Here is a 22,406-nt window from a genome sequence, read left to right as displayed (position 1 = left end):
CTCACATCTCAAAATTCACATGACTTCGATATTGCCCGAACCTCATCACAGCGACTCACCCAACTGGGAGGAAGAACTAGATAGTGCCATTTTTAGTTTTGAAGATATTCAAACGGAACTCAACTATAAAAGGGCACAAACGGCGTTACAAAATTTGGTAGCTAATCTTGACCTCTCTCCCCAAGAAAAACAGGGCTTAGAGGCGGAAATTAATGATTTAGATACCATGCTGGGGAAATTGGAACGCATGGTGGTGCAGATTGCTGCTTTTGGCATGGTGGGGCGTGGTAAATCTTCTTTACTCAATGCTTTAGTCGGGCAAAGTGTATTTGAAACAGGGCCCCTACATGGCGTGACTCGTGATGCACAACGTGTAAATTGGAGTATTAACGAGGAGGCAATCGGAGAAACTGAACGCGCTTTAAGAGTCACTTTACCAGCCGTTGGTAAATCTCAGGTGGAATTAATTGATACGCCTGGATTAGATGAGATTGATGGTGAAACTCGCGCTGTATTAGCTGAACAGATAGCAAAACAAGCAGATTTAATTTTGTTTGTGATTGCTGGGGATATGACAAAGTTAGAACACCAGGCCCTTTCGCAGCTAAGAGAAGCTGGTAAACCAATAATTTTGGTGTTTAACAAAGTAGACCAATATCCAGAAGCAGACCGGATGGCAATTTATCATAAAATTCGCGATGAGCGAGTCAAAGAGTTACTCTCGCCTCTAGAAATTGTTATGGCTGCAGCATCACCATTAGTCAAGACAGCGGTTCGTCGCCCTGATGGTAGCAGAGGTGTGCAGTTGCGTACAGGTAATGCTCAAGTTGACGAATTGAAGTTAAAAATCTTAGAGATTTTGCAGCGTGAAGGTAAAGCTTTAGTGGCTTTAAATACGATGCTGTATGCAGATGTTGTCAACGAGCAACTAGTACAGCGTAAATTAATGATTCGGGAACAGAACGCCAATGCGCTAATTTGGAAAGCCGTAATGACAAAAGCATTAGCGATCGCTCTCAATCCGGTTACTGTAGTAGATATACTCAGCAGTATTGTCATTGATATTTCGCTGATTGTCGGTTTATCGAAACTCTACGGTATTCCGATGACGGAAGCTGGTGCTGTGCAATTGCTGCAAAAAATTGCTCTGAGTATGGGCGGTATTGGCGCTAGCGAACTATTGGCAAATTTAGGTTTGAGTGGATTAAAAACTTTGCTGGGGATCTCTGCATCAGCTACAGCTGGTGCTGCTATCGGCCCTTATATTTCAGTAGCAGTAACTCAAGCTGGGGTAGCGGGTGTTTCTTCTTACGGAATTGGTCAAGTTACTAAAGCTTATTTAGCAAATGGCGCAACATGGGGGCCTGATGGGCCAAAAGCAGTAATTAGTAAAATTTTGGCAACTTTGGATGAAACGTCAATTCTCAACCGCATTAAAGAAGAATTACTCACAAAAGTCAAGTTGAGGAATTAGACTGCTGAAAGTACGCCTCATTTTTAATAGGAATTAATCATTGTCGCTGCTTCTATTGCATTTACCATCAATTAATAAAATATCTTGGTACAAAGGTACTAAAAAATTGAGTTTTTCTCGATTAATCCGGTGATCAATTTAAAACACTGATTCTTTCATCGAACACAAGCATTTTGTTGGGTAAGCAATACTATATCTTTTGTTCAAACCCTGATGATAGCTACTGCTTAACCTGCTATTTACTACCAAATGCTCTGCCTAGCGTGCTTCCTAGTCAGATTAAATTGCTCATAACCTGATTGCTATATCAAAATTGAAAATACATATGAAGTAACATACCAATAGTGGCTACTTCCATGAAATCCTAGAATTTAGGAAACTTTGGCAGACTAATTCGGTATGGCTATGACTCAAGGCGCACGGGCAAATAAATCTGGCAATATTCTAGAAGGAAATGTAGAAGCAATTTTGAATGGACATAATTATTTCCAAGTAGGAAATCATGTGTCCACAGAGTTTCTTCTCACAGCTACTTTATTACCCAAGCGTTATGCGAAGCAGGTTTATATCGGCGCAGGAATTTATCAAACTGCTTTAAAGGTTGACTTTTTTGTTGTAGGCGCGTCAACCAGTCCATCAGGATTAATTATTGAGTGTAAATGGCAAGAAAGTGGTGGTTCTGTTGATGAAAAGTTTCCTTATTTAAATTTGAATATCAAAGAATCTTATCCTGCACCAACTATAGTAGTTATTGGTGGTGAAGGGATGAGAGAAGGTGCAATTAATTGGTTGAGACAACAAGTTACATATAATCGTAATTTATTAGCAGTTTACACTTTAGATAGATTTATTGCTTGGGCAAATAAATATTGTTAATTAATTAGCCGCTAAATTAATTTACTAGTAAATCATAAAATTACTTTTTGGTTATAAAGCTAAATTGGCTTAATTAATATGAGGTCATTAATACCTCATAAATCATCCCTCTTTTTTTTGTATTAGAATTAATAGAACGCGCTGCCTCTATAGGATAAATATTAAAATTAATTTCTTTATAGAGTTTTCTGATAAAATCACAATCGGAATTACAAATCATAACTTTAACGCCGCGCTCGGCTAATTTAGCACAAGTATCTCTTAACCTTTCTTGGTCTTTTTTATCAAAAGAATTTCGACTGTAACTTGTAAAATAGCTAGTACTACTTATCGGGTAATAAGGCGGATCGCAGAAAACAAAATCACCGCTTTTGGTCTCGTAATTTAACACCTCCACGAAATCTGCTTGTTTAATTTCAGTGTGTGTCAAGGCTGCTGAGGCGGCTCTCAGTAAACCTTCATCACAAATATTAGGATTTTTGTATCTGCCTATAGGTACATTGAACTGACCTTTGGAGTTAACTCTATATAGTCCATTAAAACAAGTTTTATTCAGATAAATCAAACGAGCAGCTTTTTCTAAATCTGTACCTTGAGGATTACTTCTTACAGTATAGTAATATTCTCTACTATGTTGATTTTTATGCTCTTTTAAAAGGCAGATTAATTCCTCAACTTTGTCGCGAACACAACGATAAGTAGTAATTAATTCTGCGTTAATATCAGTTAAAACTGCCGTCTGAGGTTTTAAGTAGAAAAAAACTGCACCACCACCAATAAATGGCTCATAGTAAGTCTTATATTTTTTTGGTAAATAAGGGATATATTGCTGAATTAACCGACTTTTACCACCCGCCCACTTCAAAAACGGACGCGGGCAAATTTCTTGGGGAATTTGACTTACCATTTCATTAGAACTTAAATTTACGAAATCTAACTAATATAACTGAGAATCATATTTTATCGGAATTTATTAATTTTCATACGCTATCGATTACAATTAGGTTAAACAAGCAGATGAAAACAAACTTATAGTCGATAGCAAGGCAGTCTAAATAAATGTTTGATGGATTTTGGGAGAACGTCCTGCGCTACCCCCGCTACTTAATTTCGCTCATCTTAGGTATTTTTTTGAACACGCTTGAGCCTTTGTTTCCATTGTTAAAACGTCCAGTGACTTTGATTGCTCTTTTAGGTTTCTTTATTGGCGGGCTAGCCTTTATTACTTTTACCCTGCGTGCAATGCTGGGCTTAAGTACAATTTAAACAAGGGTTCTAGGGAGGCTACCCTAAAGACAATTGCTCACAGCATTGTCAATGTCAAGCACTGTCCTCCCAAAATTGCATTTATATTTTTATTGATGTTGTTCAACCTCTGTGAGGAGGCGTAATTTTTATGGCTACAAATCGCCGCGTTTCCCGCGTTGCTGAATTGATCAAACGGGAAGTTAGCCAAATGCTACTTAACGGGATTAAGGATGACCGTGTGGGTACAGGAATGGTAAGTGTTACCGATGTTGATGTCTCTGGCGATTTACAACACGCCAAAATTTACGTCAGTATCTATGGCACAGAAGAAGCTAAAGCAGAAACAATGGCTGGCTTGAAGTCAGCAACAGGTTACGTCCGCAGCGAACTGGGTGCTAGGGTAAGGTTGCGTCGTACACCAGAAGTAATATTTATCGAAGACCGTTCTTTAGAACGCGGTACAAGAGTACTGACGTTATTGAATCAACTCAAAACTGACCGCCCATCCGAAAAATTGTCAGGAGAGGATGACAACAATTCGGACGACTATGATGATGATTTTGCGGAATAAGTAATTTAAACAACAAAGTAACTTCGCAAACAATCTCATACCAAGAAATTCGCCAAACTGTTTACAGACGTAACCACATAACGTCTGTTTCAATGTGGGTAGTGGGTAATGGAGGATGAGCAAACAGTCCCAATGAAAAAAATTTCAACAGCTTTGCATGAAAGTCTCAATGGATGTGTACTCAAAACTCAGCACTCAGCACTTTCAAGCTAGGGGAAAAATAACCAACACCAAACATGAAAACTAAATGACAAATTTTATTGTTATATTTTGTGTCCCAGTTAACACAGTAAATGCGAAATTCTTTAAGAAATCATTAACAGATGAGATGCTGCAAGCTTTTCTGGTGTAGGGTATACGCTTGTATTAGGCAACACTTTATACCTTAATCTCTGCTGCTAGAGATTCCTAGCTATTATTTATATACAAATAGCCGCAAAGCTAGATCAGGTTTTATGGTGCAGAAGTCCTTCTTCTGTACTATTCCTAATGAACCAATTAAGCTTTAAACCTTTAACAGCAAGCCTTTAAACCCTTTTAAATAGCAAACCTAAAATTTCTTGAACAGGTGATGTTGACTACCCTGATATTCTTATATGAAGCCCATTCAACATAAATGTCAGAAAATGTTGACTTTATTTACATTTCTTTAGATAATTTGAGGGTATGTAGCGTCAAAATGGAATTAGTTCCGTATAGCAAACTACAAAACCTTAGCCACAAGCCTAATCCTTGTAATGTTTGTTCCAAGTAAATATCGGGAACACTATCTACGTGTAATTTGTGAGTAAAAATCATGAGTGTGAATACGGTGCCCTCTATCAGTTACTACTCTTTAGATGTAATTCAAGATGAAGCACGCCGACTGGTGCAAAAGGGAATGGTCAGCCGACAACAGCCAATATATACACTCTGTCAATACATCCCTGCGAGAGAGTGGGTTTGCGTTGAATGTGAATTAGAAAAATGTGACTTTTTGTTACGCGATCGCATTGGCGATTTGATTGGTCGTGAAGAATGGGACAACGACTAATCAAACATTAATTCCTGATTTTGGATAGGAACTTGGTGTTGCATATTGAGCCTGACAACAAATAATTCAAGTGAAAAATTTTTGGGATCATCTCTGTTTTTAATGAAAATTTCCCATCCAGAATCTTTAATTTCTGATTAAGACGAAGCATTAGAGTCTAATTTATACAACTTTACCAGTAGCGATCGCATCGGGAATCTATCCTTGTTTACATCCGATGTCGCCCTGAATATAGTATGTACATTCCCTAACCGGGGCAGTTATCCCATTCAACTGCTCCGGTAATTTTTCAGGGAAGATAGAGATTAATAAACATTAGCTGACAGAGTTTTGACCATACTCATTACTGAGTTTTGAGTAGCAACAATAGTACTCAGTAATGCTCGCACTTGATAAATGCCCCACAAGTTGTTCCTGGGAAAACTCCCTTGGTGCTAGCCTCTCCCCTTGTGTGCAGTCTTTTAACTCAGCACTCAGCACTCTTCATCCAACTTGTTCCAAGTACTGATTAACATCTTCAATCACACGAGTCAGTTCCGCTTCTGTTGTTAAACGAATGCTGACATCGCGGACTGTGAGTAAGACTTTAGCAGCGAAGGGAGTAGGCCAAATATTAGGGTTACAAAAAATTTCTAAGAATACCTCGCCAGTGTAACGATACTCTACAGGAGGCTGGGGAGTGACTTTACCGCCCCCTGGAGTGGCTTTAGCCGCGACATTTTTGAGACGAACCATTAATTCATCCAAAGCGGCTTTTAATTCCCGTGCAGCTTGGGCGGAAAAGCTGAAAGAAACAGAACCTTCAACCAAGTTTAATGTTAGCGGAGCCGAAGACATAGGCTGTTTATTAAAGGTTATTGATATTTACTCATGGTACAGGAAGAGGGGTTGGGGACTGGGGATTGGGGAACTCGGGGCCCCCTCTGGGGATAAGGGGTAATGGGGATTGGGGATTGGGGATTGGGGACTGGGGATTGGGGAACTCGGGGCCCCCTCTGGGGATAAGGGGTAATGGGGATTGGGGATGAGGAGGATGAGGGGACAAGGAGAAATTACCAACACCAATTACCGATTACCGATTACCAATTACCCATTACCAATTACCCATTACCAATTACCCATTACCAAACACCCAATTGATTGTATCTAAATGCCTCACCCAAAAATTGATTCTATGAGACAAGGATGAGATGCAAGCTGTAATGGCTATGACTTCAATCTCTGATGGGCAATAAAAAAGTGGAAAAATTATCAGTTTTTATACGGATGGATAGTGTTTTGTCACGTATATCTGGGATGGAAGGAATAAAATCTAACTCCCGGAGGTTGTATTATGAAATATGTGTCTTGGAATACTCTAACCAAAGCTGCTGTGAATGGTTTCTCTGCACATGGTAGAGGTGCTGTGTATTTCTCTAAGGATGGAAATGTGCGTTATTGCTGGGAAGGTCAGATATCCTTGGCTGTATTATTTTATGACCCAGAAACTGAGTTTGTACTGATAAAAGAATGGTATAACTCGGAGACACAAAGAACTCATTTTGCTACTGCGATTATGCCTTTAGGATCAAATGTAGTTTTATCAGAACTATAAAACCTGGCAATTTTTAGTGTAAGTAAATCGGTAATTGCAGCAAACTATGTTACGAAATATAAATAATCTTGAAACCCCTAGCAATGGCAAATTACAGCGTTATCTTGTCGGAAACGCTACAATTAGCTAGCTTAACCAAAGGGGTAGACCAATTATATTTAATTGCACTGCTCTACTTAAACACAGGCTTCTACTACGCTGTATAAATATTTTATTGATCTATGGACAAAAGAGTAGACGATCGCTCTTGTTGTGATTAGCTAAATAGCTGTTGAGCGATCGCCTAGAGGTTTTAAATTTTCATGCTGGGCACATCTTGTTCTTCATCTTGATATTCCGGAAGATCATTAGGTGCGCCACAAGCGGAAACCTCAATGTCGTTAGGTGCGCCACAAGCGGAAATATTGCCGGTGAAATCGACATCTGCTTTTAATTCGGGATGTTGTTGCTTACGTTCAGCAATTTGTTCAGGAGTGAGAATTTTGGACTCATCAAAACCTAATTCGATTTCTGTATGTAGTCCTTTATATTTCACCCGCTTCAGGTTGTAGAAGCGTTTGTTGAGAGTAGTTTGAGCAAAAGCCTTTAAGCAGCCTAAGAGATATTTCCGCTTAAAGGGATCTTTCACAAACCAATACTCTATCGTTTTACGCATATAGAACCGAGCATAGTTCCGCAACACGCCTTTGAGAACCTCTTCGCGTTCCATTGCGTTTGGCTTCATGATGGGCGTAACAAAGTTGTATTGCGAATAATCTCGCACTTCGACGCGATCGCCTAATTCTTGGAATAATTCGGAAAATGGCCAAGGGGTAAACATATTCCAGTTCACCATGTCTGGTTTCCAATCCAGCGCCATGTGATAGGTTTGTTCGATTGTCTCTGGGGTTTCGTTCTCTAAACCCATAATGAATTGCGCTTCGGCAACCATACCATTTTGTTTTAACAGTTGGATTGCCCGCTTATTTTGTTCAATTGTCGTTTCTTTGCGGAACAAATTCAACTTTAACTGTGCTGCTGCTTCTGTTCCTAAAGAAACGTGAACTAGTCCAGCTTTGCGATATAAAGGTAATTCATTTTCGTCGCGTAAAATATCTGTGACTCGGGTATTAATTCCCCAATACACGCCCAAATTACGCTCGATTAATTCGTTACATAGCGCAATAAATTTGGGTTTGTTGATTGTCGGTTCTTCGTCCGCCAGAATGAAAAAGCCTACCTTGTGCTTTTTCACCAAGATTTCAATTTCATCAACAAAGCGCTTGGCAGAACCGGAACGGTATTTGCGCCAGAATTTCCACTGGGAGCAAAAACGACAGGTAAATGGACATCCTCTCGCATAGTTGGGTACAGCTACCCGCACGTTGAGAGGAGTGTAAATATATTTCTCCCAATCTAAAAGATCCCAATCGGGAGTCAGAGTATCTAAATCAGCAATTGGCGGATGCGCTGGTGTCGCAACTACTTGACCATCTTCTAAAAAAGCTATACCTAAAATATTACGGCGATCGCTCACATCTGTACCATTGGCGATCGCGCGCAGTAAATTAACTGTAATCTCTTCACCTTCACCACGGATAATATAATCTACCCAAGGTGCTTCACCGAGAACTTCAGTATACATATAGGTAGGGTGAACCCCGCCCATAATTGTTTTTGCATTAGGGCAAACTTCTTTAACAATTTTTAGGGTGATTTGCGATTGGTAAATCATCGGCGTAATTGCCGTTGCTAACACCACATCCGGTTGATATTTAGCGATAATTTCTGCTAAAACATCATCAGGAATGTAGTCTGTCATCGCATCAACAAAGCGGATATCGGTAAAGCCAGCTTGTTTTAATGCTCCACCAACATAGGGAACCCAACTCGGTGGCCAATTACCAGCAATTTCCGCACCACCAGAATGATAGTTGGGCTGAATCATCATGATACGCATAGTTTTCTTCCTGCTGCTTGAAGAGGGTGAGAAAGGATGAAGTGTAAAGTATGAAAGATGAATTTATTTACTTCATTTTTCATACTTCATCCTTCAAATTAAATTGCTTTAGAAAAAGCTGCATTTTTTCGCTTTTTGGTATGAGCATCGAAGACTGAGGCAATGTTGCGGATAAGTAATCTACCGCTCGGTGTTACCTCAATCCCATTAGGTATCATCCGAATCAGTCCATCAGCTTCTAGCAATCGCAACTCAGATAATTCTCTAGCAAAATATTCATTAAAATCCGTATCAAAAGCTATATGATATTTTTCTTCAACGTCATTAATTGACAATTGGAACTGACACATAAGTTCCATAATTACAGTTCGGCGGAGAATATCATCTCGGTTGAGACTGACTCCTTTCTCAATTGGCATTAAGCCTGTATCAATTGCTTGATAGTAACTTTTTAGCTGCTTAATATTTTGCACGTAAACATCATGCAGCATACTAATTGAAGTAATGCCAAAGCCAAATAAATCGGATTCTGGTTTTGTGGTATAGCCTTGGAAGTTTCTATGCAGTTGACCTTGTTGTTGAGCAATGGTGAGTTCATCATTGGGTTTAGCAAAGTGATCCATACCAATGAACCAATAACCATTCCCGGTTAGTTCTTCAATAGTCATCTTCAGAATTTCTAATTTTTCTGAAGCCTGAGGTAATTCCGACTGGGGAATTTTTCTTTGTATAGGCTTCATCCAAGGTACATAAGCAAAGTTAAAAACTGCAACTCTATCTGGATCGAGTTTTAGAGTTTTTTCAATGGTGTTTTTAAAGGTAGCAAGGCTTTGATAAGGTAAGCCATAAATTAAATCAACGTTAACGCTCTCAAATCCAGCATCCCGAATCCATTCCATAACATCAAACAGCATCTTTTCTGGTTGGACACGGTTAATAGCTTCTTGGACTTGTGTGTTAAAGTCTTGAATGCCAAAGCTGATGCGATTAAAGCCTAAATTTTTTAAGAAAAAGATATAGTTTTTATCTACATATCTAGGATTAATTTCTATGGAAAATTCTGCTTGCTCGTCCAATCTAAATTGGCGATTGATTTTGTTCCATAAAAAATCCATCTGCTGCATCGTTAAATAATTTGGTGTTCCGCCTCCAAAATGTAATTGATGCACTTTACGTTTTGAGGAAATTACGCCAGAAAACTGTTCGAGGTTACGCACCACATAATTTAAATATGGCTCTACTATTTCTTTTTTTTGGGTAATGATGGTGTTACAACCGCAAAAATAGCAAGCAGTTTCACAAAAGGGAATATGGAAGTAGAGAGACAGAGGAGTATTCTTATAATTGCCAACCGCAATACCCGATCGCAAATCCAACTCGCCAAAATTTTCTTGTAATTCCGTTGCTGGCGGATAACTGGTATATCGAGGCAAAGCTTGGTCGTACTTTCTGAGTAACTCCGAGTTGAATTGGACTGTTTGCGTTGCAAGTTTCATGATGCTAGTAACCTTGAATGTTTTAATCCTGTGTTAGCGGTTAAATAGGAATCTAATAATTACCCCTGCTGAGTAATACCAATCCTCTAAAATCGGCAAAAGACTCAAACCCAAAAACCTAGTACCGCAAATTGATGCCGTAATTTTTACTAGATTATTTTGGGATTCAGTAATTACGAATTACGTAGCGCTTTGCGCTTCCCGTAGGGTATTACGAATTACGAATTGGTATTAATTCCTCTTAATCTTTTCTCAGTGCAGGTATCTAATTTGGAGAGCAAAGATACCTACACTTTAAACATGCCAAAAATCAAGAGTTTCCCTAAATTTCACTGTTGATGTGTAATGCTTAGTCAGCAGCCACAAGTTCTACTGAAGTACTACCAGGTGAACGTTCTGTGCTACCGGGTTTATCTTGGCGTGTAATCAAGTCAAAAACATGATCGCCAATTGCAATTCTCACATCATCTTCTAACTCATGGACAACATCGCGATTGAGTGCAAAAGCATAATTTGCTTCTGCGACAATTTTTTCAGCTAAAGCATCATCTACTGGTAATGCATTTAAAGCATCACGATATTGACCTTTAAATGCTCTAATGGCTTCAACCGATGGTAATTGCTCAAATTCATGCAATCCAGTACCTTGATCTGGTGGTAAGTCTAGAGCTGAACGGATAATTTTCTTTAAACTTTGACCCCCAGATAAGTCTCCCATATAGCGCACATAGGCATGAGCTACTAGTAATGCAGGTTCAGTTTCAGCAATTTCATTGATGCGTGCTACATAAGTTTTACCTGCTTCCAGGGCTGCAATTTGCTCCCGCCAGTTCTCACCGTAGTAAAAAGCCAAATCCTTTTCCAAATTAGCTGTACGGTTCAATATGGGAAAATAAATCAGACTCACTACAGGATGAGTACTATAACGCTGAAGTTGTGCTTCTAAAGCGCTATAAACTAAATACAAGTTAGCTATGAGTTTGCGGAAAGGCTCTCTTTCGACAATCCCTTTAAGAAAACACTTCATGAAGGCTGTATTTTCCGCCATTGTATGGGATTGTTTTGTTCCTTCCCGCAACTTGCTTGCTAGATCGCTACTCATACTTGATTCCTTCAGTTTTGGATTTCTATATAACTTTATGGCTATATAGATACCTAGATGAACTAAACTTTTCAAAAATTAACTTGAGGTTAGCAAAAGGACTACGCGAATAATTGAGATTGGGGACTGGTGATTGGGCACTGGGTAAGAGATACTAGTATTTTTACTCAGAACGCAGCACCCAAAAAGTTAGCCTTGAGGAGAAATGCTAACTGAGAACTGTTGTATGTAAACCAAAATCTTTCAGAGCGCTAACACAATTATTTTGCAAGATTCCCGGACACAAAATTGCTCTGTAGAGTTTGGCTTAATTAAGTTTGACTTGAGGAAGAAAAGTTAGACTGAGTCTAGCATAGCTCAAATCTGTACCACTTCAAAAGGGTTTTCTTAGATCTGTTTGCTCTCATAACTCAATTTTATGTGCGATCGCCCGCCAATTGATCAGCAAATTACCTTTTTATATACCCAGAATCTCGCAGCCTCAGCCAGCTTCTATGAAGACAAGCTGGGGTTGCATCTCTGGCTCGATCAAGGAACTTGTAGAATTTATACTGTTACTGGTTCTGGATACTTGGGATTGTGTCAAGCAAGTGAAATTTTCAGTACAAAAATTACCGAAAAACAATCAAGTGTAATTTTTACTTTAGTGACACAGCAAGTAGATGAGTGGTATGAGTATCTACAACAACAAGGTGTAGAATTTGAAAAACCGCCTACATTCAATGAGAAGTACAAAATTTATCATTGTTTTCTGCGCGATCCAAATGGTTATTTAATTGAAATTCAACGATTTGAATCACTTAAAATTACTTCTGTGTAAGTAAGCAGCCTATCAGCATTAAGACCATTATCTAGCCCAGGATGTTTCCTTCCAGATAGTAATAAATAAAGCCGCAGCAAGCAAAGCTCCTAAATTAAATTTTACCGAGCTTTTCAACAACTTGAAATTTCTAGATAAATTTGTAGCTGGTAATTTTTTATCTGGATGATTCTGGCTTTGATTCACATCTACTAATGTTTGAGTTTTTACTTCTCGCATACTCTGATGTTCACGAAGATTATTAAATTCTGCGGCTGAAGCTAGGTCGCTCTGCTGTTTCCAGTTGCTATTGAGTAGCTCCTGTTGACTATAATCTTGATTTAATCCCTGGATATTTACGTTATAAAGACTGATAGTGTTATTAATTCCTAAAGGGATGAGTAATAAATATAATAATCCTACTAATAGACATAACCTTGATAACCACAGTAAAAACGGAAATTCCCATTTTAGACGTTTCTCTAACTTACCGGAGAATACTAAAGCTAGCCCAATTAAGGTTATAGCTACCAGGTCTACTAGCGCTCCTATCATCTGAAATTCCCACACGGGATTCTTAAAATTTAAGGGTACAAATATATCAATTAAGTCAATAAATACTAAAACTAAAATGCTATAGCCGACTGTACGAAAAAGTTTAGTTATCCATAGCAGAGAATTAATAGTTTTACGCAGTTGTGATACTTCTATTTCTAGCGATTGGGGAATGTTAAATTCTTGCATTTTTCAAGACTTAGAGATTTTGTAGAAATCAGATATAAGAAAATCCTATTGCAGGATGTTGTAAAAGCCTGCTTGTGAGTAGCACTACACTGTAGCTTTCTTTAAATAAAAGCAGAAGCAATTTGTGCCTAAATCACGGCGAACCGCTTTTCCAACAGCCTCTAAGATTTTCTTGATGCTAAAAACTCAAAGTTGTATGAAAATTGGTATAGTAAAACCGAAACTGTTAAGCTTGTACATCTGATGGGAATTCTACAACAGCCAAACAAACTAACAACTATACCAAATAGTAGTAACACCCATTTTTTTACTATTACAAGAAGTAGAAACTGTTGACTTAGATATGCGTTTTCATTTTCTTGTAAGAGCAAGTTGAAAATAGCTCTTAACCCTAGAATTTGTTAATTCTAGTAAAAACTCGTAAAGAGATTTTTCAGAGATTTTCTTTAGTCTTATTTAAAGAGCCATAATGACAAATGTCTATCAGTGATTACACGGAAATTTATCGCTATTTAGACAAGCGTGAATCAAAAAATGAAAATACTTGGCTGTTGACAGCCATACAACGTATTTCAGATCAATGAGGTACGTAGGTAAGGACACAGCACTGCCGTGCCCTTAGATCTGAAAATAGTTGTAATTCCAATTACCCTAATTAATATCTTCTTTCCTGTGGCTGAAACATGGTAATTGCAACTGGGCGATATTGAATATCAATCCCTGCTGGTGAATAGTAAGCCATTGTATGTTTGAGGAATCTCTGATCATCTCTATTGGCATAATCTTCACGGAAATGTGCGCCGCGACTTTCTTGACGATTTAATGCTGATGCCAGAATTGTGTGCCCTACTACCATTAAACTGCGTAATTCTAGGGCTTCTACAATTTCTGTATTCCAAGATTTGCCTTTATCGTCTAAATATACCTGTGGATATTGTTGTTCTAATTCTGCTAATTTTTCTAAACCTTGACTCATTAATTCTTCAGTACGGAAAACGCCACAGTACTGAGTCATGGTATCTTGAAAAGCTTGGCGCACTTCGTTAATACGGTATTTTCCTGGCTGTTCTAGTAAAGCTTGAATTTCTTGCTGCGCTTCCTTGATGTAACGTTGCTCATCTACTATTGGTAATTTGCGATTTTGCACAAAGTTAGCGATCGCAGCTCCGGTTCGTTTACCATAAACTACGCATTCTAAAAGGGAATTACTTCCCAGGCGATTTGCACCATGAACGGAAACACAAGCCGTTTCACCAGCCGCAAAGAAGCCATCAACAAAATTATCACCGCTACTGCGGACTCTACCATCAACGTTCACAGGGATACCACCCATACAATAATGAATGGTAGGACGTACAGGCATGGGCTGAGTCACAGCATCAACACCAACTAATCGATGGGCTTCTTCCCAACAAAAGGGAACGCGACTCATGATTTTTTCTCTACCCATGTGGCGCAAATCCAGATAAACAAATGGCCCCCCAGCGCTTCCATCAGCATGGATACCACGCCCAGCCCGTATTTCGTAGGCGATCGCTCGTGAGGTGATATCACGAGGAGCCAGTTCCATACGACTAGGTGCATAGTTCGCCATAAAGCGATCGCCTTCGGAGTTAATTAGATATGCGCCTTCGCCTCTAACTGCTTCGGAAATCAGTACCCCAACCGGATATAAGCCTGTGGGATGGAATTGCACAAATTCCATATCTTCTAGAGGTAAACCTGCGATCGCTGTCATTGCTAAACCGTCACCGGTGGAGGCGTAATCATTGGATGTAGTGTTATAAACGCGACCATATCCCCCGGTGGCAAACATCACGGCTTTAGCTCTGAGTACTTCTATATGCCCATCTAACAGGCGGTACATCACTACGCCCTTAGCTTGTCCCTCTTCTAAAATCAGTTTCATTACGTACCATTCTTGGTAAACTTGCACACCGTAGCGGCGCAAATTATTTACCAATTCATGCAAAATGGCGTGACCAGTTTTATCTGCAGCATAGCAAGTCCGGTTGTGAGCATGTCCACCAAAAGCCCGTTGAGCAATCCTTCCATCCGGTAAGCGCGAGAATAAAACGCCCATGTGTTCCAAGTCAATCACCACATTTGGGGCTTCTTGAGTAAGAATTGCTACCGCATCTTGGTCTGCTAAGTAATCCGAACCTTTAACAGTATCAAAGGCGTGGGCTTCCCAACTATCTTCGGTATCAACATTTTTCAGCGACGCAGCCATCCCACCTTGCGCCGCCACTGAGTGCGAACGAATTGGGTGAGTTTTAGCAACTACAGCAATATTTAAACTAGGGTTAATGCGGGCAATTTCCACCGCCGCACGGCATCCAGCCAAGCCACCCCCAACAATAATTACATCATGTTCCAGCATAATTAATCTTGATTAGCCCCGATTTTAATAGAAATTACGTAAGCGTCATATTTTTTTAGCAAAGGTTGTCAAAGGTCGTCCTTTGTCATTAGTCATTTGCATTGACAAGAGAATGTGCAACTTGAACGCATCAGCTGCTACGCAGACATCGCGCCTCTACAAAAAAATTCCCTGTCTAGTGACAGGGATATAATAGCGATTTTGAATACTCATTTGAGCTTTTTGTCAAAAAAAGGATAAAAAATAAAATCAAGAATTGGTACGCAACGTTGAGTAGAAAAGATATTGCCTTTCCGCGTTCATACCCATCCCTTGATTAGTGGATTAATTTCATCCTTAATCCTTCATCCTGCAAATTTTTTCAGCTAGTTGCTTGTACTGGTTTTTGCTGGGAAACATTTCCTGGAATCGGTTCAGTTTTTGTTCCTGGCCCTACAGCAGTTAATTCAATATGATTTAACAATGTAGTTACAAATGCAAATAACAAGAAAGGCAGCGATAGCAGCACCACCAGACCAACAGTAGCTAAGGCATAAACTGGTCTTCTGGCACCCATTAGCGCCAAAGCTGATGCCAAACTTATAGTAATTGTAATTAACCAAACGATGATTTGACCGTAGATATCGCCAAAGGTCAAGGTACAGACAAACCGATAGTTTTGAATATTATTCATGTTCATCACATCCGCCTCAAGTCTCTCCTATAGGTTCTACCTTAGAGCCAGGTTTGACAAGAGGTCAATTTCTCAATATTTTTCCAAGGTTTGTAACCTTACTTTACACTTAGTTTGTTTTGTAAGGACAAATAATAACTATTTTAAGTCTTGAGGAAGATAATTTTTAATTGCTCAAGAGATAGCGATCGCATTAGGGAATTCCCAATAAAAATAATTAATCACTTTCGCAAGCAGGGACAGAAGTCCTCATGAAAAAAATTCACAAGCCTTCCATGAAAGTCGAGGCGGGGATTGTTACTCAGCACTCAGCACTTTCAAGCTAGAGGGGTAATGACAAAGATTTTCTTCCTTTTCCCTGTCTCTACAAATAAACGACTAATACCAATTCAGCAAAATTCAGCAACAAATAGAAACGCAGAAAGCCTTTTGGAATTAGGCTTTCGTAATTTTGAATTTTGAATTGGTAGAATCTCTGCTTAACTTCGTTGCCAAATTTTAATCGTCTTATCTAAACTCCCACTTACCAACATTTCGCCAGAAGCTGTGAACGCTACTGCGGTGACTGTGTCAGTATGTCCGGTAAAAGTGCCTAGGAGTTCTCCCGTTGCTAAATGCCATAACTTGATAGTTTTATCTGCACTCCCACTGGCAATAATTTGCTCATCAGGACTTAAGGTGATTGTGCAGACTTCATCTCTATGTCCCTTGAGAGTATTAATTAATTCTCCGGTTTCTAAATGCCAAATTTTGATTGTCTGATCCCGGCTACCGCTAACGAGTAGCTTACCATCAGCACTAATAGTTAGGGAACGCACAATATGAGAATGGCCCATGAGGTTGTAGAGTGGTGGCACATCCTGCAAATTGCTTACCTCAGCTAAATGAGAAGTACACCAAACTTTGATTTTGCGATAGCTACCTGTGACGAGAATTTGCCCATCTTGGCTGAGGGCGAGAGAATGGGCTGCGGTATCATCTAATGAAAGAGCGATCGCTACTTGTCGCTTCATCAAATCCCAAAATAGGATTTTTCTGTCATCGCCACCAGTAGCTAGCATTCTGCCATCTGGGGTAAAAGCTACGCATCTCACTACGCCATGATGTTTGTGTAAAATATCGATTAAATCTAATGCACCTACGTGCCATATCTTGATTGTAGAATCAGCACCAACGCTGGCTAAAGTCTGTCCATCGGTACTAAAGGCTAAAGAATTCACTTCATCGACTAATCCAGATACCACCCAAGGCGCTTCTGACAATGTCTCGATTAGTTCACCTCTAGTTAAATCCCAGAGTTTTGTTTCACCACGGCTACCACTGGCTAATATGGGAGGCTTTCTATTGAGGTCACAGCTATTCATGTTGGCTGTGGGTATTCTCGCAGAATAAGCCAGGCAATTAATTCCTCTCGTGTGCCCTTGCAAGGTTTGCCAGTATTCCCAGTCACCTACGATACTCTTCAGGGGATGTTCAGATGGGATAGTGTCAATTTTAGGTGCGATCGCTCTTTCTTTGACCACTAGGGCTACATCTTTTTTGCCTACTAGTGATTCTAAATACCAACTTAATCCCCCTGCATACAACAAGTCAGTCGGTGTAACGAAGATTTTTGGTTCATTACATACCACCTGCTCTGTAGGCAAAAACCCAGTAAGTACTACTTGTTTTTCGTCGCCTAATTGACTACTTTGCGGATACAACAAGCAAAGAAAAATTAATACATGATGCTTTTTTATATCCTCTTGAGTAACTGACCACTTAATCTTATTTTTCTTAATCCCATTAAAACTTTCTCCATCGGCAGCATAAACTTGAATAGTCAATTTTTGGTTAGCTGCAAGCAAATAAGAAAATTTACTCTCACCCCGTAAATTGCCCTCATCATCTAAAGCTATGTGGCTAATAGTGTCTTGCGACACTTTTTTTACCAACTTACCAAGGCGTTCCACCATTACCTGCTCAACAATTTGCTCCCGCAAAATATAATCTTCCGCCTGCTGTTGAAAGTGTTGCGGAAAAGGGATTGTCCAATCAGGCGGTTCTGGATATTCAGGTGGTGTTGGCGGTGGATTTTTGGCCAGAATTTCTGCTTGTTGACAAGACAACTTTTGCAGTTTTGCCAATGGCTCACCCCAAATTGTCATAATTTCACTATGACAATTTTTCACATGACTTTTCAGTATAGATAAGTCATTTATTTTTAGTTTTTTGACGCGGTTAAGGAAGTCAGCTTGTTGAGCTTTGAGTAAGCTAATCCAATCCATCTGCATGAGAGCGGCACATTACTGCATACCTACGGTAAGCTATACCAATCTAATTACTCAAGTTTATAATCTCTATTGATTAAAATTCAGTAATTATATCGGTTTCATAGAACACAAGCATCAGCATGAGTTCACGGTCATGATGCACCTAAATAGTACCCAAACATATCATTAACTGATATGGCTGAGGTATAGAGAGTTAACTGATGTCAAATTATTCTAACTACAATGGAGAATAACATACTGTTTCGATGGAAACAGTTCTTAAAGGAAAAAATGGTGTGATTGGCAGCGGACACAAAGAGTAGCAGCAATGTTAGATTATAAAATAGCCATGTCAAGAAGTTGTAATTTACTGACTCTGAAAATACCTAAGAGAGTATAAATTATCAATATTGGCTAATTTTCCGATTGATTTTGTGGTAGGGCATTTTTAATACTGTTGTTCGCCTCTAAATTTTGAATTTTCATATGCAAATCAAAATCATTGTGGCTCACAATAGTTTCTAAAGTTGCTATTCTTGCTTCTAAAAGCTCTATCTGCTGCTGTTGCAGATAACCATTTTTGGATTTTTTATCATCAGAACGCCATATTGCTACCGTACCAGCTGCTGCACCACCAATAGCCGCTAAAGGTAGAATTGCACCACTTCTGGTCACAGCTGAAAGCGGAATGCAAATTGCGAGGATTCCTACTGTCAGTCCCCAGATTTTGGAGGTAGCAGCTACTCTGATATCCGAGGATTGCTCTAGGCTGTCTTTAGATTTTTTAGCCATAAGTTTGTCCTAGATGAGTCTTTGTCTAGAGTCGCACGATCGCTAAAAAAAATACTTCCTACATTAGAGTTAAGTATAATTACTCAATGAAGCAAGCGCTTCTGTGTCTTTTGCAGTAGCCTCATGCGATCGCTCAGAATGAAATTTGTGCATTAGGAAGGATGCGAATTTTTTCTGATTCGCCATTCTCTCCCCATGCTTTTAATACCTAAACCCAGATTATCGTATTTCTCAGTAAGCTAAATCAAATGCTCTGTGATAATATTATTCCTTATATTCAGCAATTATACTGTGAACATTATCAATTTTTCAAGGCAACCACCCTTTGACTATAACTTTTTGGTTGTTTGCTTCTTACCTAATTTAAACAAAAATCCGCAAATATACCATACATAATCCGAGGTATTTGAATTTATTCTGAGAGTGAATACATAAAAAAGTCGATAAATTGGGCTGTAAGACGAATTTTTTTCATCTTCTAGTGATTTGAGACTAATTTTAAAATTCTTAGGGAAATACTGGTACTAAATAATTGGAAATATTGCATTCAATAGCTAAATTACAAATTAATTCCAGTCTATCCTTTTATAAATACCGCTCGTAGTTATTGAGTAGCTCTATGTAGTAAATAGAAGCTCAAAGTTAGGACTTATTGAAGTTTTATTTTGCCAAAAAAGACCGAAGATATGACAATGTGAGGAAAAGACATGCCAGAACATGAACGGGAAAAAATACGTCACCTTTTGGTTGTCAAAGACTTACAAGGGCAACGCACCATCCCTCTTCAAGATGCTACTTATTCGCTAGGACGAGATTCGAGAAACGCTATTGTCCTACGTTCGCGCTCCGTATCCAGGCAACACGCCATTTTATTAAGAGTAACGATTCCCGAAACCGATCAATATGGGTTTCGGATTATTGATGGTGATTTTAAAGGTAAAAAAAGTACTAATGGCGTATTTGTCAATGGCAACAAATGCTTCTCGCATAATCTGCAAAATGGAGATGTAATTGCATTTGGTAATAACCAAGTTCATGCCAAATATTATGCTATTTCTAATATTTCCGAAAAAGCATTTTCGGAATCGATTACAGTAGAAGATATATCTAGCTTTTTATCCGAACAAGCCAATCCAGTTAATCCTTTTGAAACTTTAATTTCGCCAGATTCTACTTTTGAGGGAGCTAGCGAAACTGTACTTGCACGCCTAGCATCTTTTCCCGAACTCATTCCTAATCCCATTATTGAAATGGATATAGAGGGAAATGTCATTTATTTAAATCCGGCTGCATCTGTCAAGTTTCCTAACCTGCGGGAATTTGGGGAAAAACATCCAGTATTATCAGGATTGCTCAATACAATTAAGAATCGAGATGCCAATTCTGAAAATTCTTTTGTGCGCGAGGTAGAAGTTGGCACAGAAATTTTTGAACAATCTATTCATTATCTGGCAGAAAGTGATTTAATTAGAACTTTTATAGTTAGGGATATTACCGAGCAAAAACAAGCCGCAGCCGAATTGCGTCAGCGAGACAGGCTACTACAAGCAGTTGCCGAATCGGCCAATTATTTGCTGGTGGAAATGAACTATCAGAACGGGATTGAGAAAGCTCTAACTATGATGGGTGAAGCTGCTCAAGTAGACCGTGCTTATTTCTTTAGAAATCATATCCACCCAATTACAGGGGAATTAGCATTCAGCCTCAAGTTTGAATGGACGGGCTCAAACATAGAACCATCATTAGAACATTGGCAGAATCTCTCTTATCAATCTTCTGAATTGGCCAGTTGGTACAGCACACTCTCACGTGGCGAGTCGATTATGGGACTGACTCAAGAATTTCCCATTGATGAACAACAAATTTTGGCTCGCGATGGTATTCAATCTATCTTCCTAGTACCTCTGCGTCTGGAGGAAAAGTTGTGGGGTTATGTAGGCTTGGCAGACTGTTCAAAAGAGCGTCGCTGGTCAAGGCATGAAGAATCCACGCTGTTAACTATGGCAGCTAGTATTAATGCCGCTTGGCAACGTCAGCAAGTCGAAGAAAAGATTCGCTTCCAAGCGCTACATGATTTACTGACAGGATTACCCAACCGCCTGCTGTTTAACGAATTACTCGATAAAGCTTTACCTAACGCAACTCGCACTTATGACAGTCTAGCTGTCATGTTCCTCGATCTAGACCGTTTCAAGGTAATCAATGATACTTTGGGTCATACATTAGGGGATACTCTGTTAAAATCTGTGGCTCAACGCTTGAGAGATTGTCTAAGAGCAGGGGATACCATTGCCCGTTGGGGGGGAGATGAATTCACGATTTTACTACCTCAAATTAATCATCTTGACGAAGTCACACAAGTATCTCAAAGAATTCTACAAGCCTTAGAAAATTGCTTTGAAATTGAGGGACACGAACTTTATGTGAGTGCGAGTCTGGGGATTGCTCTGCTGAATGAAGATAGTCCTGATGCGGAAACCCTCATACAGCACGCGGATGCCGCTTTGTATTACGCAAAAGATGCAGGTAGAAATAACTACCAATTTTACACCACAGCTCTATCTATCAAAACACCCGAACTCCTAACTTTAGAGAAGAGTTTGCGTTTTGCTCTAGAGCGGGATGAATTTATGGTGTATTATCAGCCTCGAGTTAATATTATCACCGGAAAAATTTCTGGCATGGAAGCTCTTTTACGCTGGCAACATCCAGAAATGGGACTAGTAGCGCCTAGCGTGTTTATTCCCCTGGCGGAAGAAAGCGGATTAATTGTCCCCATTGGCGAATGGGTACTCAGGACAGCTTGTAAGCAAAATAAAGCTTGGCAAGATGCTGGATTTACTCCTTTGACAGTTGCTGTTAATCTCTCTCTTAAACAGTTTCGTCAACCTAATCTAGTGGAAATTTTAAATAATATCTTAAAAGAGACAGGTCTACAACCCAAATTTTTAGAGTTAGAAATTACAGAATCAATTGCAATTGAAGATTTAGAGTTTACGCGAAATGTGTTGGATGCTCTCCAAGAGATGGGTGTCTACCTCTCCATCGACGATTTTGGTACAGGTCATTCTTCCCTTTCTCGCCTACAACTTTTACCCTTACATCATTTAAAAATTGATAAGTCTTTTATCCAAGAGTTAACCAGAGATGATAAGGTAGCTCATATTATCAAAGCAATAGTGGTATTAGGGCAGAATTTAGGATTAAGGTTGACAGCTGAAGGCGTAGAAAAAGCTGAAGAATTAGAATTCTTGAAATCTATCAATTGTGAAGATGTACAAGGTTATCTTTTCTACCGTCCGGTTGCTGCCGATAAAGCCACAGAAATACTTATAAAAGAGAAAAATAAGTATACTGAAGCTCAGTAAAATCCAAAATTTAAATAGAAATATTATATTATCTTCATGAGGTTCTACTTATGAGGATAATT

At 39.2% G+C, this 22,406-nt stretch carries 20 protein-coding genes; 9 read left to right on the top strand and 11 right to left on the bottom strand.

Going from position 1 to position 22,406, the window contains the following annotated elements; translation table 11 throughout:
• Positions 1-19 precede the first annotated feature (19 nt).
• Both HGR01_RS04145 and HGR01_RS04140 read left to right on the top strand, forming a co-directional pair.
• On the top strand, positions 20-1,474 hold the full coding sequence (locus tag HGR01_RS04145; protein ID WP_045872657.1) for a GTP-binding protein: 1,455 nt from the start codon (positions 20-22) through the stop codon (positions 1,472-1,474).
• 399 nt (positions 1,475-1,873) lie between these two features.
• The gene (locus HGR01_RS04140) at positions 1,874-2,350 is read left to right on the top strand and encodes a PD-(D/E)XK nuclease superfamily protein (protein ID WP_045872658.1); all 477 of its coding nucleotides are present in this window, start codon (positions 1,874-1,876) and stop codon (positions 2,348-2,350) included.
• A gap of 73 nt (positions 2,351-2,423) precedes the next feature.
• On the opposite strand, the gene HGR01_RS04135 is transcribed toward HGR01_RS04140, so the two are convergent.
• Positions 2,424-3,257: a DNA adenine methylase gene (locus HGR01_RS04135; protein ID WP_045872659.1), complete on the bottom strand. Its 834-nt coding sequence runs from the start codon at positions 3,255-3,257 to the stop codon at positions 2,424-2,426.
• 152 nt (positions 3,258-3,409) lie between these two features.
• Between HGR01_RS04135 and HGR01_RS04130 the strand changes: the two genes are divergently transcribed.
• Both HGR01_RS04130 and rbfA read left to right on the top strand, forming a co-directional pair.
• The gene (locus HGR01_RS04130; protein ID WP_045872660.1) at positions 3,410-3,616 is read left to right on the top strand and encodes a DUF751 family protein; all 207 of its coding nucleotides are present in this window, start codon (positions 3,410-3,412) and stop codon (positions 3,614-3,616) included.
• A 130-nt stretch (positions 3,617-3,746) separates the two neighbouring features.
• A complete protein-coding gene (gene rbfA / locus HGR01_RS04125) occupies positions 3,747-4,169 on the top strand; it encodes a 30S ribosome-binding factor RbfA (RefSeq protein ID WP_045872661.1) in 423 nt (140 codons plus the stop codon).
• 639 nt (positions 4,170-4,808) lie between these two features.
• Here the strand turns inward: rbfA and HGR01_RS04120 are convergent.
• A complete protein-coding gene (locus HGR01_RS04120) occupies positions 4,809-4,967 on the bottom strand; it encodes a hypothetical protein (RefSeq protein WP_168161014.1) in 159 nt (52 codons plus the stop codon).
• Here HGR01_RS04120 and HGR01_RS04115 point away from each other — a divergent pair.
• A complete protein-coding gene (locus HGR01_RS04115) occupies positions 4,966-5,202 on the top strand; it encodes a DUF4327 family protein (protein WP_045872662.1) in 237 nt (78 codons plus the stop codon). The two genes, HGR01_RS04120 and HGR01_RS04115, sit on opposite strands and share 2 nt — an antisense overlap.
• A gap of 483 nt (positions 5,203-5,685) precedes the next feature.
• Here the strand turns inward: HGR01_RS04115 and HGR01_RS04110 are convergent, their stop codons facing one another.
• Positions 5,686-6,039 (bottom strand): hypothetical protein, encoded by a 354-nt coding sequence (locus HGR01_RS04110; RefSeq protein ID WP_045872663.1) that lies wholly within the window; start codon positions 6,037-6,039, stop codon positions 5,686-5,688.
• Positions 6,040-6,213: 174 nt separating this feature from the next.
• Here HGR01_RS04110 and HGR01_RS04105 point away from each other — a divergent pair, with 174 nt between their 5' ends.
• Both HGR01_RS04105 and HGR01_RS04100 read left to right on the top strand, forming a co-directional pair.
• On the top strand, positions 6,214-6,342 hold the full coding sequence (locus HGR01_RS04105; protein WP_255325293.1) for a hypothetical protein: 129 nt from the start codon (positions 6,214-6,216) through the stop codon (positions 6,340-6,342).
• Positions 6,343-6,535: 193 nt separating this feature from the next.
• Entirely contained in the window at positions 6,536-6,796 is a 261-nt protein-coding gene (locus HGR01_RS04100) for a hypothetical protein (RefSeq protein WP_045872664.1), read from the top strand.
• 292 nt (positions 6,797-7,088) lie between these two features.
• Here the strand turns inward: HGR01_RS04100 and bchE are convergent, their stop codons facing one another.
• The 3 genes from bchE to HGR01_RS04085 all read right to left on the bottom strand — a co-directional run bounded on the left by bchE (position 7,089) and on the right by HGR01_RS04085 (position 11,333).
• On the bottom strand, positions 7,089-8,735 hold the full coding sequence (gene bchE / locus HGR01_RS04095) for a magnesium-protoporphyrin IX monomethyl ester anaerobic oxidative cyclase (RefSeq protein ID WP_045872665.1): 1,647 nt from the start codon (positions 8,733-8,735) through the stop codon (positions 7,089-7,091).
• Positions 8,736-8,833: 98 nt separating this feature from the next.
• Positions 8,834-10,231: an oxygen-independent coproporphyrinogen III oxidase gene (gene hemN, locus HGR01_RS04090; protein ID WP_096622011.1), complete on the bottom strand. Its 1,398-nt coding sequence runs from the start codon at positions 10,229-10,231 to the stop codon at positions 8,834-8,836.
• A gap of 349 nt (positions 10,232-10,580) precedes the next feature.
• On the bottom strand, positions 10,581-11,333 hold the full coding sequence (locus HGR01_RS04085; RefSeq protein ID WP_045872666.1) for a heme oxygenase (biliverdin-producing): 753 nt from the start codon (positions 11,331-11,333) through the stop codon (positions 10,581-10,583).
• 418 nt (positions 11,334-11,751) lie between these two features.
• Between HGR01_RS04085 and HGR01_RS04080 the strand changes: the two genes are divergently transcribed.
• The gene (locus HGR01_RS04080; protein WP_045872667.1) at positions 11,752-12,153 is read left to right on the top strand and encodes a VOC family protein; all 402 of its coding nucleotides are present in this window, start codon (positions 11,752-11,754) and stop codon (positions 12,151-12,153) included.
• Between the two features lie 27 nt (positions 12,154-12,180).
• On the opposite strand, the gene HGR01_RS04075 is transcribed toward HGR01_RS04080, so the two are convergent.
• The 5 genes from HGR01_RS04075 to HGR01_RS04055 form a co-directional block, all read right to left on the bottom strand.
• On the bottom strand, positions 12,181-12,876 hold the full coding sequence (locus HGR01_RS04075; RefSeq protein ID WP_081584092.1) for an HpsJ family protein: 696 nt from the start codon (positions 12,874-12,876) through the stop codon (positions 12,181-12,183).
• Positions 12,877-13,531: 655 nt separating this feature from the next.
• Positions 13,532-15,259, bottom strand: coding sequence for a succinate dehydrogenase/fumarate reductase flavoprotein subunit (locus HGR01_RS04070; RefSeq protein ID WP_045872668.1), 1,728 nt, complete (start codon positions 15,257-15,259; stop codon positions 13,532-13,534).
• A gap of 361 nt (positions 15,260-15,620) precedes the next feature.
• Complete coding sequence (locus tag HGR01_RS04065) at positions 15,621-15,938, bottom strand: hypothetical protein (RefSeq protein ID WP_045872669.1); 318 nt, start codon at positions 15,936-15,938, stop codon at positions 15,621-15,623.
• 473 nt (positions 15,939-16,411) lie between these two features.
• Complete coding sequence (locus HGR01_RS04060; protein WP_045872670.1) at positions 16,412-18,205, bottom strand: WD40 repeat domain-containing protein; 1,794 nt, start codon at positions 18,203-18,205, stop codon at positions 16,412-16,414.
• Between the two features lie 393 nt (positions 18,206-18,598).
• On the bottom strand, positions 18,599-18,976 hold the full coding sequence (locus HGR01_RS04055) for a hypothetical protein (RefSeq protein WP_045872671.1): 378 nt from the start codon (positions 18,974-18,976) through the stop codon (positions 18,599-18,601).
• Positions 18,977-19,683: 707 nt separating this feature from the next.
• Between HGR01_RS04055 and HGR01_RS04050 the strand changes: the two genes are divergently transcribed.
• Positions 19,684-22,344 carry an EAL domain-containing protein gene (locus HGR01_RS04050; RefSeq protein ID WP_045872672.1) on the top strand — a complete coding sequence of 887 codons (2,661 nt, stop codon included), beginning with the start codon at positions 19,684-19,686 and terminating at the stop codon, positions 22,342-22,344.
• The last annotated feature ends 62 nt before the right edge of the window (positions 22,345-22,406 follow it).

The sequence above is a fragment of the Tolypothrix sp. PCC 7712 genome (assembly GCF_025860405.1).
GTDB lineage: Bacteria > Cyanobacteriota > Cyanobacteriia > Cyanobacteriales > Nostocaceae > Aulosira > Aulosira diplosiphon.
The sequence above is the reverse complement of the archived record's forward strand: the minus strand, read 5'-3'. Positions and strand labels throughout refer to the sequence as shown.